The 17,123-nt window shown below is 67.9% G+C and carries 15 protein-coding genes, 2 tRNA genes and 1 other RNA gene; 9 read left to right on the top strand and 9 right to left on the bottom strand.

Translation table 11 applies throughout. The features are described 5' to 3' along the window. Window positions 1–12: 12 nt before the first annotated feature. Window positions 13–1,977, bottom strand: a complete 1,965-nt coding sequence (gene tkt, locus D4766_RS13110) for a transketolase (protein ID WP_120718239.1) — start codon at window positions 1,975–1,977, stop codon at window positions 13–15. Between the two features lie 187 nt (window positions 1,978–2,164). On the opposite strand from tkt, the gene D4766_RS13105 reads away from it, so the two are divergent. The 5 genes from D4766_RS13105 to D4766_RS13085 all read left to right on the top strand — a co-directional run bounded on the left by D4766_RS13105 (window position 2,165) and on the right by D4766_RS13085 (window position 4,043). Further along, on the top strand, window positions 2,165–2,392 hold the full coding sequence (locus D4766_RS13105) for a hypothetical protein (RefSeq protein ID WP_120717847.1): 228 nt from the start codon (window positions 2,165–2,167) through the stop codon (window positions 2,390–2,392). After that, a complete protein-coding gene (zapA, locus tag D4766_RS13100; RefSeq protein WP_120717846.1) occupies window positions 2,389–2,994 on the top strand; it encodes a cell division protein ZapA in 606 nt (201 codons plus the stop codon). Before D4766_RS13105 ends, zapA begins: the two co-directional genes overlap by 4 nt. A gap of 10 nt (window positions 2,995–3,004) precedes the next feature. Continuing rightward, window positions 3,005–3,176, top strand: a non-coding RNA gene (gene ssrS / locus D4766_RS13095) — 6S RNA. Window positions 3,177–3,288: 112 nt separating this feature from the next. Further along, entirely contained in the window at window positions 3,289–3,831 is a 543-nt protein-coding gene (locus D4766_RS13090) for a 5-formyltetrahydrofolate cyclo-ligase (protein WP_234024820.1), read from the top strand. Beyond that, entirely contained in the window at window positions 3,828–4,043 is a 216-nt protein-coding gene (locus tag D4766_RS13085) for a DUF2842 domain-containing protein (protein WP_120717844.1), read from the top strand. Before D4766_RS13090 ends, D4766_RS13085 begins: the two co-directional genes overlap by 4 nt. A 24-nt stretch (window positions 4,044–4,067) precedes the next feature. Here the strand turns inward: D4766_RS13085 and D4766_RS13080 are convergent. After that, window positions 4,068–4,144: transfer RNA gene (locus D4766_RS13080), tRNA-Asp, on the bottom strand. A 154-nt stretch (window positions 4,145–4,298) separates the two neighbouring features. On the opposite strand from D4766_RS13080, the gene D4766_RS13075 reads away from it, so the two are divergent. Then, the gene (locus D4766_RS13075) at window positions 4,299–4,730 is read left to right on the top strand and encodes a hypothetical protein (RefSeq protein ID WP_234024819.1); all 432 of its coding nucleotides are present in this window, start codon (window positions 4,299–4,301) and stop codon (window positions 4,728–4,730) included. Between the two features lie 13 nt (window positions 4,731–4,743). Here the strand turns inward: D4766_RS13075 and D4766_RS13070 are convergent, their stop codons facing one another. The 4 genes from D4766_RS13070 to D4766_RS13055 form a co-directional block, all read right to left on the bottom strand. After that, window positions 4,744–6,105 carry a dihydrolipoamide acetyltransferase family protein gene (locus tag D4766_RS13070; RefSeq protein WP_120717842.1) on the bottom strand — a complete coding sequence of 454 codons (1,362 nt, stop codon included), beginning with the start codon at window positions 6,103–6,105 and terminating at the stop codon, window positions 4,744–4,746. A gap of 3 nt (window positions 6,106–6,108) precedes the next feature. After that, a complete protein-coding gene (locus D4766_RS13065; protein ID WP_120717841.1) occupies window positions 6,109–7,164 on the bottom strand; it encodes an alpha-ketoacid dehydrogenase subunit beta in 1,056 nt (351 codons plus the stop codon). Continuing rightward, window positions 7,164–8,456, bottom strand: coding sequence for a 3-methyl-2-oxobutanoate dehydrogenase (2-methylpropanoyl-transferring) subunit alpha (locus D4766_RS13060; RefSeq protein ID WP_120717840.1), 1,293 nt, complete (start codon window positions 8,454–8,456; stop codon window positions 7,164–7,166). The genes D4766_RS13065 and D4766_RS13060 overlap by 1 nt, the downstream gene beginning before the upstream one ends. An 83-nt stretch (window positions 8,457–8,539) precedes the next feature. After that, a complete protein-coding gene (locus D4766_RS13055) occupies window positions 8,540–9,502 on the bottom strand; it encodes a thymidylate synthase (protein ID WP_120717839.1) in 963 nt (320 codons plus the stop codon). 110 nt (window positions 9,503–9,612) lie between these two features. On the opposite strand from D4766_RS13055, the gene D4766_RS13050 reads away from it, so the two are divergent. Next, window positions 9,613–9,689, top strand: a tRNA-Pro gene (locus D4766_RS13050). Between the two features lie 52 nt (window positions 9,690–9,741). Here D4766_RS13050 and D4766_RS13045 read toward each other — a convergent pair. From D4766_RS13045 to recG, 3 genes are all read right to left on the bottom strand, one after another. Further along, entirely contained in the window at window positions 9,742–10,200 is a 459-nt protein-coding gene (locus D4766_RS13045) for a DUF411 domain-containing protein (protein WP_234024818.1), read from the bottom strand. A 72-nt stretch (window positions 10,201–10,272) separates the two neighbouring features. Continuing rightward, on the bottom strand, window positions 10,273–11,022 hold the full coding sequence (locus tag D4766_RS13040; RefSeq protein ID WP_120717838.1) for an energy transducer TonB: 750 nt from the start codon (window positions 11,020–11,022) through the stop codon (window positions 10,273–10,275). Window positions 11,023–11,076: 54 nt separating this feature from the next. After that, window positions 11,077–13,137, bottom strand: a complete 2,061-nt coding sequence (gene recG, locus D4766_RS13035) for an ATP-dependent DNA helicase RecG (protein WP_120717837.1) — start codon at window positions 13,135–13,137, stop codon at window positions 11,077–11,079. 57 nt (window positions 13,138–13,194) lie between these two features. Here recG and D4766_RS13030 point away from each other — a divergent pair, with 57 nt between their 5' ends. Both D4766_RS13030 and mfd read left to right on the top strand, forming a co-directional pair. Continuing rightward, window positions 13,195–13,470 carry an FAD assembly factor SdhE gene (locus D4766_RS13030; RefSeq protein WP_120717836.1) on the top strand — a complete coding sequence of 92 codons (276 nt, stop codon included), beginning with the start codon at window positions 13,195–13,197 and terminating at the stop codon, window positions 13,468–13,470. Window positions 13,471–13,599: 129 nt separating this feature from the next. Next, window positions 13,600–17,082: a transcription-repair coupling factor gene (gene mfd, locus D4766_RS13025; RefSeq protein ID WP_120717835.1), complete on the top strand. Its 3,483-nt coding sequence runs from the start codon at window positions 13,600–13,602 to the stop codon at window positions 17,080–17,082. The last annotated feature ends 41 nt before the right edge of the window (window positions 17,083–17,123 follow it).

Genomic DNA, 17,123 nt, shown 5'->3' with positions numbered 1-17,123 from the left:
GAGGTACTCCTGCTAAATGCCCAGTTTGGCTTTGATTTTGGGTACGATGGCTTCCGCGGTGAAGCCGAATTTCGCGAACAGGTCCTCCGCCGGGGCGGAGGCGCCGAAGCGGTCGAGGCCGATCTGCAGGCCGTTCGCCATCGTGTAGCGTTCCCAGCCCATCGTGCTGCCCGCCTCGATCGAGACGCGAAGCAGGTCTTCGGGTGGTACGTTCGGCAGCAGATCGTCCTTGTACGACTGGTCCTGCGCTTCGAACAGTTCCATGCACGGCATTGAAACGACGTCCGCACCGATGCCGTCGGCTTCCAGCGCTTCGGCGGTCGCCACGGCGACTTCCACTTCGGAACCGGTCGCGATCAGGATGACCTTGCGCTCGGCTGTCGCGGCGCGAAGGCGGTATGCGCCCCGCGCGCTGAGGTTGCCCCCTTCGGTCCGCAACTGCGGCAGGTTCTGGCGGCTCAGCGCCAGCACGCTCGGGGTGTCGGTATCCGCCAAAGCCAGCGCCCAGCATTCCGCGGTCTCGATCGTATCGCACGGGCGGAACACGTTGAGATTGGGGATTAGCCGGAGGCTCATGACCTGTTCCACCGGCTGGTGGGTCGGTCCATCCTCGCCCAGCCCGATGCTGTCGTGCGTGAAGACGTAGATCGCGCGGGTCTGCTGCAGCGCGCTGAGGCGCACGGCGTTGCGGCAATAGTCGCTGAAAATCAGGAACGTACCGCCGTAAGGTATTACGCCGCCGTGGAGCGCCATGCCGTTCATCGCGCAGGCCATACCAAATTCACGAATACCGTAATAAAGGTAACGGCCCGCATAGTCCCCGGCGGTCAGCGGACCGGTCGAGCTCGTCTTCGTGTTGTTCGATCCGGTCAGGTCCGCCGATCCGCCGATCATGGCAGGCACCGCCGCGGTCAGCACCTCGAGCGCCATCTCGCTCGCCTTGCGGGTCGCGACCGTCTTGGGTTCGGCGAGCAGCTTGGCGATATAATCGTCGAGCACGCCATGGGGCACCTCGACCACGCCGAGGTCCTTGTTCGAGGCGCGCCCTTCCCATTTCGCGCGCGCCATCGCCCCACGCTCGCCGGTCTTGCGCCAGTCGGTGAGAACGTCGTCCGGCACGACGAACGCCTCGTGCGGCCAGCCGAGTTCGCTCCGCACCGCTGCGACTTCGTCCGCGCCCAGCGCCGCGCCGTGCACGCCGCTGGTGCCCTGCTTGTTCGGCGCGCCCTTGCCGATGACCGTGCGGCATTCGACCAGCACCGGCTTGTCGTCCAGCTTCGCGGCTTCGGCCAGCGCGCGGTCTATATCGGCGAAGTCGTGACCGTCGCATTCCAGCGTATGCCAGCCGGCGGCGCGGTAGCGGGCCGGTATGTCCTCGCAGGTCGACAGTTCGGTCGATCCGTCAATGGTGATGCGGTTCGAATCCCACAGCACCTTCAGCTTTCCGAGCCCGAGATGACCGGCAAGGCCGATCGCCTCGTGGTTGACGCCTTCCATCAGGCATCCGTCGCCCGCGATCGTCCAGGTGTGGTGATCGACCGCTTCGGACCCGTGCACTGCGTTGAGATGACGCTCCGCGATCGCCATGCCGACCGCCATCGCCAGACCCTGGCCCAGCGGACCGGTCGTGCATTCGACCCCGTCGAGCAGGAAGTTCTCGGGGTGCCCCGCACACGGACTGCCGAGCTTGCGGAAGTTCGCGATGTCCTCGATCGTGGGCGAGGCATAGCCGCTGAGATACAGCAGGCTGTAGATCAGCATCGATCCGTGCCCCGCGCTGAGCACGAAGCGGTCGCGATCGGCCCAGTCGGGCGCCTTCGGATCGAACTTGAGATACTTCGAGAACAGCACCGTGGCGACGTCGGCCATGCCCATCGGCATGCCCGGGTGGCCGCTGTTCGCCGCCTGGACCGCATCCATCGACAAGGCACGGATGGCGTTGGCCATGGGCGCCAGGCGGGCGGTGTCGAGACTCATGCGGCGGAACTCCTGGTCGGTTCGATTCGGGTACGCGCCGCCGCCTTCGCGGACGGGCCCAGCGAGGTCAAGGCGAGGCGGGGCGACTTTCCCGCCGGTTCCGACGGCGGCTCCGCCCGGCACCATTTATCAACAGGCATCGGCAACCCTTTGCACAGCGGTCATTAACGCGATAAATCCCCGCCGCATGACAGGGGACCGGACCGAAGCGGCCGTACAGCGGATCGAACAGGCACTCGCACGGATCGCGCGCGTCGCGAATGCGCCGGTGCCGCAGACCACCGACACATCCGCCACCGCTGCCGCGCCGTCGGCCAACGTGCTCGCCCTCGTGGAGAAGCACGAGGCGCTGCGCGAAACCGTCGCGCAGGCGCTGGCCGATCTCGATGCGGTGATCGGGGAACTCGGCGAATGAGCGAGGTCGCCCTGCAGATCGCCGGCCGCACGTGGCGCGTCGCCTGCGCGCCGGGCGAGGAGGATCGCGTCCAGCGGCTCGGCCGCACGGTCGCAGAAAAGCTCGAGGCGATGGGCAAGACGGGCGCTGCCGACGCACAGGCGATGCTGTTCGCCGCCCTGCTTCTGGCCGACGAAGTGCTCGAAGGGCGCGAAGGCGTCGAGGCGGCGCACGCCGAAGCGGCCGAGGCCCGCCGCGAGGCCGACACCGCGAGCGGCCAGACCGACCGGCTGAAGGCGAACATTGCCGATCTGGAACAGGAACTCGGCCGCCTCCAGAGCGCGCACAAGGGCGCGGCAGACGAGATGGCGAAGGTCCTCGGCATCCAGACCGAACTCAAGCAGGCGATCGCCGATCACGAGGCGGAGAACGCGAAACTGCGCGGCGAACTGTTCGATGCCCGCAAGGAACGCGATGCGCTGAAGGCTGCCCCGCCACCGCCCCCTGCGCCCGCGGCCCAGCCCGCCGCGACGGTCGAGGACGCGGCGCCCGCGCTCGAGCGTTTCGCCGAAGTGCTCGAACAATGCGCCGACAAGCTTGAGAGCCGGGCGCAGGCCACCTAGATAGGGCGTGGCGGGACTGCCCGGCACGAGCACGCTACATAATCCCCGGGGCTATAAGCAATCCTCGGGAGCTGTCCCTGCCCTGGGGCCCTGGTTCGTCCAGGAAACCGGGGTACACGGTTCCCACCTGACGTTGAGGCGTCGGAGGATATCAGCAGCAAACGACCCATGGTGGTTCCGCCACATTCGATGCCCGCACCCGCTTCCGTCCATGGCGACGGCAGCAGTGCGGTCCCGGCCCTGCTGCACCATGGAGCAACGCCCCTGACCGACAAATCCGCCCTTCGGACCCGTATGCGTGCTGCGCGCGGCGAACACGTCGCCGCGCTTCCGGCGAGCACCCGCGCGCTCGTCATGCATCGCCCGCCCGGCCCCGTTCTGGCGCGCGTTCCCGAAGACGCGGTGGTGGGCCTCTACGTTTCGACCCCGGACGAAGCGCCGTCGGGCGGATATGCCCGCTTCTTCCACGAGCGCGGGAATACAGTCGCCCTGCCCTGGTTCGCGGATCGCACCGCGCCGATGGAATTCCGCACCTGGGCCGACCCCATCGGCGCGCAGGATCTTGCGGCCGGGCCGGTCGGCCCGCAGCCGGCGGACGATGCCGCGCCTGTCCGGCCGAGCGTGCTGTTCGTCCCCCTCCTCGCGTTCACCCTTACCGGCGACCGACTGGGACAGGGCGGCGGTCATTACGACCGCTGGCTCGAATCGAATCCCGACGCGGTCCGCATCGGCCTTGCATGGGATGTGCAGGAGGTGCCCGAACTCCCGGTCGAGCCGCACGACATGGCGCTTGACCTGGTGGTCACCCCGACGCGCGTCCTCGGACCATTCCGATGAGAACCGAACCCACCGCGCGCATCCCGCTCGGGATCATCGGACTGCTGCTGGTGCTCGGCGGCTATGCGCTCGTCGTCGCGCGCTACGTCCCCGAACTCATCGGCGGTTGGCCGGCCCTCGCGCAGGCGCCGGTCTACCTCGTTCTGGGGATCGTCTGGCTGCTGCCGCTAAGGCGCTTCCTGATCTGGATGGAGACCGGCCGCTGGGCCTAACGAAGCAGGAAAAAAATTCCCAAGTGGCGCGAGTGACGGGGCTCGAACCCGCGACCTTCGGCGTGACAGGCCGACACTCTAACCAACTGAGCTACACCCGCGCAGCCACTTGGGAGCCGCGCCACTAGGGGGTGCGAACAGGGCTGTCAACAGCCCACCGCCCGCCTTTTTGCGCTTCGTGCCCTCCACCGAAAATTAACCATATCGCGGCAGTTTCCCCCTGCCCCGCCGACGGGGCGGGGGGAATTATTCACGATGCGTTACGGTAAGGGTTTGGCCGCGATCGCGTGCCTGGCAGCCTCTATGGTCGCGGGCACCGCGCACGCCGAAACCGCCATCGATATCGACCGTGCGGTCTATGTCGAGCGGGCCGAGGCGGGCGGGCGTGCGCTCGAACCGGCCAGCACACTGCGCAAGGGCGACAAGGTCGTTCTGGTGGTCGCCTGGACCGCACCCCGGACCGGCCGGCGCTTCACCGTGCAGAGCGCCATCCCCGCCACCCTCGCCTTCCAGCGCACGGGCAGCGATGCGACGCAAGTTTCGATCGACGGCGGCCGCACGTGGGGCGAACTCGGCACCTTACGCGCAGGCGACCGCCTCGCGTCCGCCGAGGACGTGACCCACGTCCGCCAGCAGGTATCGGGGCCGAGACAGGGCCGCATGACGTTCAGCGCGATCGTGCGCTGAGCGCCCCCGCCCCCTAGTTCACCAGCAACAGCGCCGGTGTCTCGATCAGCTTCTTCACCGCCTGGATGAAGCTCGCCGCATCCCAGCCGTCGACCACGCGGTGATCGCACGAGATCGAGACGTTCATCAGCTTGCGCTTCTCCACGCGCTCGCCGCCCGCTCCGTCGGGGACGAACATCGGCCGTTCGACGATCCGATTGGGGCCGATGATCGCGACCTCGGGCCGGTTGATGACCGGGGTCGTTGCCACGCCGCCCAGCGGACCCAGCGATGTGACCGTCAGCGTCGACCCGCTGAGTTCGCTCGACTTCGCCGATCCGTCGCGCGCGGCCTCGGCCAGGCGGCGGATCTCGGTCGCAAGCTGCCACAGGTTCTTCGCCTGCGCGTCGCGGATCACGGGGACCATCAGGCCGCCGTCGGTCTGCGTCGCCATACCGAGATGCACCGCACCGTGGCGGGTGACCACGCCCGCCTCGTCGTCGTAGCGCGCGTTGATCATCGGGAAATCGGGGATCGTCTTGCAGATCGCGGTGATCAGCAAGGGCAGCATCGTCAGCTTCGGCTTGTCGCCGCGGCCTGTGTTGAGCTGTTCGCGCAGGCGTTCCAGCTCGGTGACGTCGCATTCCTCGACATAGGTGAAATGCGGGATGGTGCGCTTGGCCGCGGCCATGTTCTCCGCGATGCGGCGGCGAAGGCCGATGACCTTGACCGTTTCGTCCGCGCGGGTCGGACCCGCCGGGGCGTGGCCGCTCTTCGCGCCGTAGGAGATGAATGCATCGAGGTCGGAATGGCGGATGCGCCCTTCCTCGCCCGGCCGCACCTCGGCAAGGTCGATGGCGAGGTCGGCCGCGCGCTTGCGCACCGCGGGCGTCGCGAGGACCTTGGTGACCGAAGACTTCGTCACCGGAGCCGGAGCCGGCACTGGCGTCGGGGCCGGCGGGGGCGCAGCAGTCGGTTTTGCCTCGGCCGGCGGGGGCGGAGAGGCCGCTTCCGCGACCGCTGCGGCGGCGTCCGACACGTCGGACGGGTCTGGCGTCTCGACTTCGATCCGCGATTCCACCTCGCCGGATTTCGGCGCCGGGGCGGCGTGGGCAGCACCCTCGTTCGGCGCGGCGTCGTCGCCTGCGACCTCGCCTTCCGTCTCGATGACGACCAGCATCGAACCGATGGCGATCACGTCGCCGGCCTCGCCCGCGACCTCGACCACCGTGCCGGACACGGGGCTTTCCATCTCGACCGTCGCCTTGTCGGTCATCATGTCGGCGATCTGCTGGTCTTCGCTGACGGTGTCGCCCGGCTTGACGTGCATCGCCACGATCTCGGCCTCGGCGATGCCTTCGCCGATGTCGGGCAGGTTGAATGTGAAACGCGCCATGGTTCAGGCTTCCAGTATCTTGTCCATCGCCTCGCCGATGCGGACGGGACCGGGGAAATAGGCCCACTCGAGGCTGTGCGGATAGGGGGTGTCGAACCCGGTCACGCGCTCGATGGGCGCTTCGAGGTGGTGGAAGCAGCGCTCCTGCACCAGCGCGCTGAGTTCGGCGCCGAAGCCGCTGGTGCGCGTCGCCTCGTGGACGATCAGGCAGCGGCCGGTCTTCTTTACCGATTCCTCGATTGCCTCGATGTCGAGCGGCACGAGCGTGCGCAGATCGAGAATGTCGGCGTCGATACCCTTTTCCTTCGCCACCGCGGTCACGACGTGGACCATCGTGCCGTAGCACAGGATCGTCATCGCCTCGCCTTCGCGCACGGTGCGCGCCTTGCCCAGCGGGATGCGGTAGTATCCTTCGGGCACCTTGCTGTCGGGGTGCGCCTTCCACGGCTCGACAGGCTTGTCGTAGTATCCGCTGAAGGGGCCGTTGTAGATGCGCTTCGGCTCGAAGAAGACGACCGGGTCGTTGTCCTCGATCGCCGCGATCAGCAGGCCCTTCGCGTCGTAGGGCGTGCTGGGGATAACGGTCTTGATGCCCGCGACGTGAGTGAAAAGCGCCTCCGGGCTCTGGCTGTGGGTCTGCCCGCCGAAGATGCCCCCGCCGAACGGACTGCGTACGGTCAGCGGCGCGATGAATTCCGCCGCCGAGCGATAGCGCAGCCGCGCCGCTTCGCTGATGAGTTGGTCGAGCCCGGGATAGATGTAGTCGGCGAACTGGATCTCGGGCACGGGCCTGAGGCCGTATGCGCCCATGCCGATCGCCGCGCCGATGATCCCGCATTCGGAAATCGGCGTGTCGAACACACGGTTCTTCCCGTGCTTTTCCTGCAGGTGCGCGGTCGCTCGGAACACGCCGCCGAAATAGCCCACGTCCTCGCCCATGATGACGACCGAAGGATCGTGGCTGAGCATGATGTCGAGCGCGTCGTTGATCGCCTCGATCATGTTCATGTTGCGGCTGGGCGCGTCGGCGAGGCCGATCGGGCTGTCGTCTTCGACCATCACTTTTGAGGCCACTTGATCTTCCTTTCGCGGATCGCCTGCGCGGCCTGTTCTTCCAGATGCCAGGGAAGGTCCTCGAACACGTCCTCGAACATGGTGTGGAACGGGTGGTGCATGCCATGGCCGAGGACGCCGTTCTTCTCGGCCTCCTTGGTCGCGGCCTTCACCTTTTCGGCGCATTCGAGGTCGAGCTTCTCCTGCCGCTCCTCGTCCCATTCCCCCAGCGCGATGAGGTGATCCTTGAGGCGCATGATCGGATCGCCCAATGGCCATTCGCTGCGTTCCTGCGCGCTGCGGTACTGGCTCGGATCGTCGGAGGTGGAGTGCCCCTCCGCGCGGTAGGTGAAGTGCTCGATCAGCGTCGGACCACCGTTGGAGCGCGCGCGGTTGGCAGCCCAGCGGGTCGCGGCGTAGACCGCCAGCGGATCGTTGCCGTCCACCCGGATCGAGGCGATGCCGTAGCCAAGCCCGCGCGCGGCGAAGGTCGCCCTCTCGCCGCCGGCGAAACCGCTGAAGCTGGAAATCGCCCACTGGTTGTTGATGACGTTGAGGATCACCGGCGCGTTGTAGACCGTGGCGAACAGGCAGGCGGCGTGGAAGTCGCCCTCCGCGGTGCTGCCCTCGCCCACCCACGTGGCCGCGATCCGGCTGTCGCCGCGCATCGCGCTCGCCATCGCCCAGCCCACGGCCTGAGGGGTCTGCGTGGCGAGGTTGCCGCTGATGGTGAAGAAGCTGTGCGCCCGGCTCGAATACATGATGGGCAGCTGGCGGCCCTTCAGCTTGTCGCCGCGGTTCGAGTAGATCTGGTTGATCATCTCGACGAGCGGATAGCCGCGCGCGATCAGGATGCCCTGCTGGCGATAGCTGGGAAATACCATGTCGTCGCCGGCCAGCGCCATCGCGGCGGACACGCTCGTCGCCTCCTCGCCGGTGCACTTCATGTAGAAGCTGGTCTTGCCCTGCCGCTGGCCGCGATACATCCGCTCGTCGAACGCACGGGTCAGCGCCATGATCTCGAGCATGCGGCGCAGGGTGTCGGCGTCGAGCCGCGGGTCCCACGGGCCGTGCGCGACGTTGTCGTCGCCCAGCACGCGGACGAGATCGTTGGCGAGCGGTGTGGTGTCGATGGGCGCACACATCTCGTCGGGCCGGGCCTGTTCGCCGGGCTTGCTGACGCCGATATGCGAGAAATCGACCGCATCGCCGGGCCGGAATTTCGGTTCGGGAACGTGAAACTGAAGCGCCGGACGGTTGCTTCCGCCGGTCGTCGTGGCATCGGGCCGGTCGGCCATTGAGCGCTCTCCCGCACTGCAGCAATCTTTTACAACTGCGACATTTTATTTCAAAGCGGGTTAACGAGTCAAGTTGGGTTCCGTCAGACCGCTACCGGCGCCTGCAACGCGCCGAGCGGCGTGTAGTTCGAAACCGCAAAATCGTCGATGCGATAGTCGAAGATCGTGTCCGGTCGCCGCACGATCTCAAGGCGTGGGCGGCCCTGCGGTTCCCGCGTCAACTGCTCCTCGATCAGGTCCGAATGGTTGAGGTAGAGATGGACGTCCCCGCCCATCCACACGAATTCGCCCGGCTCCAGATCGGCCTGCTGCGCGAGCATCCGTTGCAGCAGCGCCGCCGACCACAGGTTGAACGGCAGGCCGAGCGCGACGTCGCAGCTCCGCTGATAGAGCAGCCCGTTGAGCCGACCGTCGGCGACATGGAACTGGTAGGTCTTGTGACACGGCGGCAACGCCATCCGGTCCAATTCGGCGACGTTCCAGCCTTCAATGATGTGCCGCCGGCTGCCGGGGTTCTCGCGCAAGCTGCGCACGACCTCGGCAACTTGGTTCACCCCCTCGCCCGCTTCGTACAAGCCGTCGGGGCGGTAGCGATAGGTCGGCCAGTCGACCCACTGCTTGCCGTAGACCGGGCCGAGATCGCCCCAGTTGGCGGCGAAATCGGCATCGTCGCGGATGCGCGCGACGAATGTCTCCAGCGGAATGTCGTCGCCCGTCTCGCGCACGTATTTCGCGTGCGGCCATTCGTTCCAGATGCCGACGCCCTGCTGCACGAGCGGACGGATGTTCGTCTCCCCGGTCAGGAACCACAAAAGTTCGCGCGTCGCAGTCTTCCAGTAGACCCGCTTCGTCGTGATGAGCGGCATCGCGCCGTCCGCCAGATCGAATCGCAGCGTCGCCCCGAATACGGATCGGGTGCCGATGCCCGTGCGGTCGATCCGCTCCGACCCCTCGGCCCAGATGCGCCGCATGAGATCGAGGTACTGGTCTTCCGGATGACGGTCTGTCGGATGCCGGTCTTCCGGATGATAGGCGGCCGAATGCATGGTCCGTCCGTAGCGTGCGAAATGGCCGCTTGCCACCCTGCGATACCCTTCCTATAGGGCGCGCCTTGCCTCGCCCCGGACCGCGTTCGCGTGATCCGGGATCGATCGGTCGGGGAGTAGCTCAGCCTGGTAGAGCACTGTCTTCGGGAGGCAGGGGCCGGAGGTTCGAATCCTCTCTCCCCGACCATTTTCGACTGCAGATAACCGTCCGGTGGACGGTTATTCGTCGCCCCCCGCTCCTACTTCGGATAAGTCGCGAAGACGCTCCGCCCCGCGTCGCCGAACGCGATCACTTCGTAGCGGTCCTGGCGCCCGCCGGCTTCCATGCCGGGCGACCCCATCGGCATGCCTGCGACCGCCAGCCCCCGCACGCCTTCGGGACGCTCGGCAAGCAAACGCCGGATTTCTCGCGCCGGTACGTGTCCTTCGATCACGTAGCCTTCGACCACGGTCGTGTGGCAACTGGCGAGGTCCGCCGGGACGCCCAAGCGTGCCTTCACGCTGCCCATCGGTTCGTCCTCGCGCGTCACGACATCGTGTGACAGGCCCGATTTGGCGTGCGCGGCACACTCCTTGCAGCACCCGCAGCCGGGGTCGCGGAACATGGTGTAGGGCGCGGCCTGCGCCGCTCCGGTGCAACCCGCAAGAAGCGCGAATGCGAAGGCTGCGGTGCGGGGGCGCTGCGGAAGTCGAATCATCGGATGCTCCTTGGAAATGGGCCGCCGGCTTCTAGACCTGGCGACGCGCGTTTGCATGACGGGCCGCGCGATCTATCGCTCCCCGCCGACGAAGGTCTGGATACTCTGCATCTGTGCGCGAACCGGCCGACCGCGACGGTCGAGCGCGGGGCGGTAGCGGAAGCGTTGCTGCATCCAGCGGCAGGTGTTGGCGTCGATCGCCGCGACCCCGCTCGGGCGCTGGACCATGCAGCGGCTGATCCGCCCGTCCGCCTCGATCGTGTAGAGGAGCTGGACGGAGGCTTCCTCCCCCCAGCCGAGCGTCCCTTCGGGCAGGTCGGAAAAGCTCAGCGTGCCGCTCGTACGGCGCGGCCCCTGCACCGCCTGCCCATCGCCCGATCCATCGCCATCGCCGCCCAGCCCGCCGCCGCCGGGCCCGTTGCCCGCGAGCCCCGCCCCCTGCCCCGGCCCCGGCAGGTCACTCGCGCCCGTCTGGGCGGCGCTGCCGGTGCTGGCGATCGGCGCGGTGACGACCGGCGGGGGCACGATGAGCGGCACGACCGGCGGCGCGACGATCGGGGTGGCGACATTTCGCAGGTTGCGCGCGCCCTCCTCGTCCTTCGGCGCGGCGGTGGTGGACGTACGCTTCTCGGGGATTTCCTTCGGTGGCGGCGGGGGTGGCGGCGGCGGGGGCGGATCGCCGAGCTGGACCGACACGAGTGCGGGCACGGCCTTGCGGACTTGTTCCACTCCGAACCCGAACACCAGCACCGCCACGACGCCTGCTGTCAGCGCGGCGGAGGTGGCCGCCGAAACGGCGCGGGGCGGGCGTGGGTCGTACATGACGGGCCGGGCGCTAACCGCCCCCCGCTTGATCGCCACTGAACCGCGGCACACTCATCCCCCGCGCAGGAGCTGGACGCCCCAGTCGCGTTCGAACAGGTAGAGAAGGATGCGAGCCGCCTCGCCGCGCTCGCCCGTCAGCCCGCCGTCGCGCTCCATCAGCAGCCGCGCGTCGTCGTGCGCGAGCGGCAGCAGGCGCTGGATCTGCTCGAGATCGGCGACGCGGAACGGCGTGTCGCCCGATTGCCGGGTTCCGAGCAACTCGCCACCGCCGCGCAGCCGCAGGTCCTCTTCGGCAAGGCGAAACCCGTCTTGCGTTTCGCGCATCAGGGCGAGCCGTTCCTTCCCCGTCTCGCTCAACGCTTCGCCGCGCAGCAGCACGCAGACCGATTTCTTCGCGCCCCGCCCCACCCGGCCGCGCAGCTGGTGCAACTGGGCCAGCCCGAACCGTTCGGCCTGCTCGATCACCATCAGGGTCGCGTTGGGCACGTCGACGCCGACCTCGATCACGGTCGTCGCGACCAGCAGCTTCGCGTCGCCAGACGCGAACCGCTCCATTCCGGCGTCCTTGATCTCGGGCCGTAGCTGTCCGTGGACGAGCACGACGTCGTCGCCGAAACGCTGCTTCAGCGCCGCGTAGCGCGCTTCGGCCGCGGCGATATCCTCGCTCTCCAGTTCGCGGACCATCGGGCACACCCAGTACGCCTGCGCCCCCGCCTCGATCTGGGCGGCCAGCCGATCGACGATCTCGGCGGTCCGGTCGGCGCTGACGACCACGGTGTCGATCGCCTGGCGGCCGGGCGGCATCTCGTCGAGCCGGCTGACGTCCATCTCGCCGTACTGCGCCAGCGTCAGCGTGCGCGGGATCGGGGTTGCGGTCATGGCCAGCGTATGCGGCGTGACCCGGCCCTTGGCGCTCAGCATCAGGCGCTGGGACACGCCGAAGCGATGCTGTTCGTCGATCACGATGAGGCCGAGGTTCCGGTACGCGACCGTATCCTGGAAGATCGCGTGCGTGCCCACGACGATGCGGATGCTGCCGTCCTGCAGCCCCATCAGGATCGATTCGCGCGCGCGCCCCTTGTCGCGTCCGGTCAGCAGCGCGATCTCGACTCCGGTGGGCGCGAGCATCCGGCGCAGCGTCTCGAAATGCTGGCGGGCGAGGATTTCGGTCGGCGCCAGCAGCGCCGCCTGCGCGCCGGCTTCCACCGCGACCAGCATCGATTCGAGGGCGACGACCGTCTTCCCGCTGCCGACGTCGCCCTGCAGCAGGCGCAGCATCGGGGTATCCTGCGCCAGGTCTCCCTCGATCTCGGCGATGCTGCGGGCCTGCGCGCCGGTGAGCGGAAAGGGCAGGTCGAGCTTGCCGCGCAAGTGTCCGTCGCCGACCAGCGCCTGCCCGCGCCGCCGCCGGTTGTCTGCGCGCACCAGCATCAGCGCGAGGCTGTTGGCGAGAAGCTCGTCGTAGGCCAGCCGGTCTTTCGCCGCCGGATGCTCCCCCTTGTGCGCCAGCTTCAGCGCATCGGCCCAGTCGGGCCACGCGGCCTTCGCGAACTGGCCGGGTTCGATCCATTCGGGCAGGACTGGCAGCCGGCCCAGCGCCTGCGCCACGAGCCCGGCGACCTTCGGCTGTGTCAGCCCTTCGGACAGGCGATAGACCGGCTCGTTGAGGGTGGCGAGCAGCCCGGCGCTGTCCTCGCTCACGTGATCGGGATGCACGATCTGGAGCATCTGGCCGTACTGGTCGAGCCGGCCGGCGACCCAGCGCGTTTCCCCGACCGGCAGCTGCTTCTTGGCGGTGTAGCTCGCCCGCCCGAAATAGGTCAGCGCGACGACGTTGCCCACCGCATCGGTGGCGAGCACGGTGTACGGCCCCCGCCCGCTGCGCGGCGGGCGGTGTTCGGTTACGGTGAGGGGCAGGACGACCTGTTCGCCTACGCTTCCCTGGTCGAGATTCTCGATCGGCCGCCGCATGACGAACCGCTCGGGCAGGTGGTAGGCGACGTCGCGCACCCGGGTCAGGCCGAGCCTTTCCAGCGGGCGCGCGAGCTTCGGCCCGACGCCGTCCAGCGTCTCTGTCTCGGCGAACAGCGGATTGAGCACGTCGGGGCGCATGGCGCGGCACTACCCGTGTTGATCGCGCAACGCGAGTGCCCTACCCGCGTGGGAGCCATGACCGCCGACGTCGACCTCGCCCCCCGCCTCGCCCGCACCCGTTTCCGCGCCTGGCACCGCGGCACGCGCGAGGCCGACTACATGATCGGCGGCTTTTTCGACCGCTACTCCGCCGCTTGGAGCGAGGCGGACCTTGCCTGGTTCGAAGCGCTGCTGGAGGAAGACGACGTCGACGTGATGGCTTGGGCGCTCGGCACACAGCCAGTCCCGCTGGCTCTCGCGGGCGAGCGGATGGCGGCGATGCAGCGGCTCGATTACGTAGAGATCGGCTGACGCGCCGGAAACGCCTTGCCCGGCCGGGCGTTCGGCTTATCTGAACCCAACTCCCCGCCCCGCCCGGAAAAATCGCCGGACGGGGCCGCCGCGCGTGCCCGCGATACGCGAACCGAGACAGGAAACCCGATGCCCGACCTTCAGAAGATCCTGTCCGCCACCGCGCCGCTGACGCTCGCCTCGATCCCGCGCGGCGCACAGCCGCTGGTGATGGCCGACCTCGCACGAGCTGCGAACGGACGGGCGGTGTTCGTCGCGCCCGACGATGCGGGGATGAGCGCGGTGGCCGAAGCGGCTCGGTTCTTCGCGCCCGAACTCGAGGTGATCGAGTTTCCCGCGTGGGACTGCCTCCCCTACGACCGCGCCAGTCCTGCCCTGTCGGTCAGCGCACGGCGGCTGGCGGCGCTCCACCGGTTGCAGGCCGGAAAGACGGGGAGCCAGCTGCTCGTCACCACCGTCAATGCGCTGCTCCAGCGCGTGCTCACCCCGTTCCGCGTGCGCGAAGCGGTGCGCGAGCTGAAGCCGGGAATGGAGATCGGCCATGATTCGCTCATCGCGCTGCTTCAGCGGCAGGGCTACGGCCGCACCGACACCGTCATCGATCACGGCGAGTTCGCGGTGCGCGGCTCGATCTTCGACCTCTTCCCCAGCGGCCTCGAAGCCGGCCTGCGGCTCGATTTCTTCGGCGACGAGCTCGAATCGCTGCGCCTGTTCGATCCGACCACGCAGATGACGACCGGGGTGATCGACCGTCACCTGCTGCTGCCAGCCAGCGAGGCGTTGTTGGGCGAGGACACGATCAAGCGGTTCCGCACGCGCTACCGCGAGATGTTCGGCGCCAACGCCACGCAGGACCCCCTCTACCAGGCGGTGAGCGACGGGCGGCGGCTGGCGGGCATGGAACACTGGCTACCGCTGTTCGAGGACCGGATGGCGACCCTGTTCGATCACCTGTCGGGCGGCGACATAGTCGTCATCGACGCCGCCGCCATCGGCGCGGCGGACGAGCGGCTGACGGACATCGCCGACTACCATCGCCAGCGCGAGGACGGCACCTACCGTCCGCTGCCCGAGGATGCGCTTTACCTGTCGAAAGGCGAATTCGACGCCGCCCTCGCCGGCCTGCCGATGCACCGGGCGTCGATCTTCGCCGAGCCGGAAGGGGCGGGCGTCGTCGACTTCGGTTTCCGCTCAGGCCGCGATTTCGCCCCCGAACGCACCCGCGGTGACAACGTCTATGCCGCCACCGCCGATCACCTGAAGACGGTTTCGAAAGCCGGCAAGCGCCCCCTTCTCGCGACTTATTCCAAGGGCAGCCGCGCGCGCATCGCCTCGATCGTGGGGGAAGCGGGCGCGCCGATGGAACTGGCCGATACCTGGCAGGAAGCGCTCGGGCTGAGCGCGCCAAACAAGTCGGGTGGGGGCAAGCCCGTGGCGCTCGTCCTCCCGCTCGAGTCCGGCTTCGCGAACGACGACATCGACCTCATTACCGAAGCCGACGTGCTCGGCGACCGGCTCGTCCGGCGCAAGAAGAAGCGCAAGAGCGCCGATGCCTTTCTCGCCGAACTGCAGGCGCTGAATGCCGGCGATCTCGTCGTCCACCTGGACCACGGCATCGGCAAGTACCTGGGCCTCGAACCGATCCCGGTTGGCAAGAGCCAGCACGACTGCGTGATGCTGGAATATGCCGGGGGCGACAAGCTCTACGTCCCTGTCGAGAATCTCGAGGTCCTGAGCCGATACGGCAGCAGCGAGCAGGCCGTGCCGCTCGACCGGCTGGGAGGTGAATCGTGGCAGCGCCGCCGCAGCCGGCTGAAGGAGCGCATCCGCGAGATCGCGCACGAACTCCTTCGCACGGCGGCGGCCCGTTCGCTCCGCAAGGCCGCGGTGGTGGAAACCGAAAGCGCAAGCTTCGACCAGTTCGTCGACCGCTTCCCGTGGCAGGAAACCGATGACCAGGACCGCGCGATCGACGAAGTGCTGGAGGATCTCGCCAGCGGCAAGCCGATGGACCGGCTGGTCTGCGGCGATGTCGGCTTCGGCAAGACAGAGGTCGCGCTGCGCGCCGCATTCGCCACCGCGATGAGCGGGCGGCAGGTCGCGGTCGTCGCACCGACGACGCTTCTCGCGCGCCAACATTACGAGAACTTCGCCGCGCGCTTTTCCGGCTTCCCGCTCAAGGTCGGGCGGCTCAGCCGGCTGGTCGGAGCGAAGGAAAGCGGCGAAACCCGCGCCGGCCTCAAGTCGGGCGACATCGACGTCGTCGTCGGGACCCACGCGATCCTGTCGAAATCGACCGAGTTCAAGAACCTCGGTCTCGTGATCGTGGACGAGGAACAGCGCTTCGGCGTCACCCACAAGGAAAAGCTCAAGCAGCTGCGCGCCGACGTCCACGTCCTCACGCTCACCGCCACGCCCATTCCCCGCACGCTGCAGATGGCGATGAGCGGCTTGCGTGAGCTGTCCACTATCCAGACCCCGCCGGTCGACCGCCTGGCGGTGCGGACCTACGTGATGGAATGGGACGACATGGTGATGCGCGAGGCGCTGCTGCGCGAACATCACCGCGGCGGGCAGAGCTTCATCGTCGTCCCACGCATCGCCGACATGCCCGAGATCGAGGAATGGCTGGCGAAACACGTACCGGAGGTGAAGTCGATCAGCGCGCACGGTCAGATGTCGCCGACCGAGGTCGAGGAGCGGATGAGCGCGTTCTACGACGGCAAGTACGAGGTCCTGCTGTCGACGACGATCGTGGAAAGCGGGCTCGACATTCCGAGCGCCAACACGATCGTGATCCACCGGGCGGACCGCTTCGGTCTCGCCCAGCTCTACCAATTGCGCGGTCGCGTCGGTCGGTCGAAGGTGCGCGCCTACGCGTATCTCACCACACCCGCCGACACCGCGTTGAGCGAGGTCGCGGAGAAGCGCCTGAAGGTGCTCGGCGATCTCGACAGCCTGGGGGCCGGCTTCCAGCTCGCCAGCCACGATCTCGACATCCGCGGCGCGGGCAACCTGCTGGGCGACGAGCAGTCCGGCCACATCCGCGAGGTCGGTTTCGAACTCTACCAGTCGATGCTGGAGGACGCGATCCTGGCGGCCAAGGCGGGCGACATGGGGCTGGAGCGCGAGGCGGGCCCGTCGCCGCAGATCACCGTCGATGCGCCGATCTCGATCCCGGAGGAGTACGTACCCGACCTGGCGGTCCGCATGGGACTATACCGCCGCCTCAACGACGCGAAGGACAAGGGCGAGATCGAGGCGCTGGCCGCCGAAATGATCGACCGGTTCGGCCCCCTGCCCGCCCCTGCGGCGAATCTGGTCAAGCTGATCGAGATCAAGAATCAGGCGATTCGCGCCAACATCGCGCGAATCGACGTGGGAGCACGCGGCACTTTGGTGACCTTCCACCGTGACCAGTTCCCGGATCCGGCGGGCCTGCTGGCATGGATCGGACGGGTGGGAGAAAGCGCGAAACTGCGCCCCGACATGAAGCTGTCGCTGGCCCGCCCTTGGAACGATCCGCAGTCCCGGCTCAATGGTTTATTTCAATTAACCAAGGGCTTGAGCGGCATCGTCGATCGCGCGGAGAAGGCCAGGGCGCCTGCGTGACCACGCACGTATACGCCGGACAAATAAAAAGCCCCGGCATT

Origin of the sequence: Tsuneonella amylolytica (assembly GCF_003626915.1) — a bacterium.
GTDB classification, from domain to species: Bacteria; Pseudomonadota; Alphaproteobacteria; order Sphingomonadales; family Sphingomonadaceae; genus Tsuneonella; species Tsuneonella amylolytica.
The sequence above is the reverse complement of the archived record's forward strand: the minus strand, read 5'-3'. Positions and strand labels throughout refer to the sequence as shown.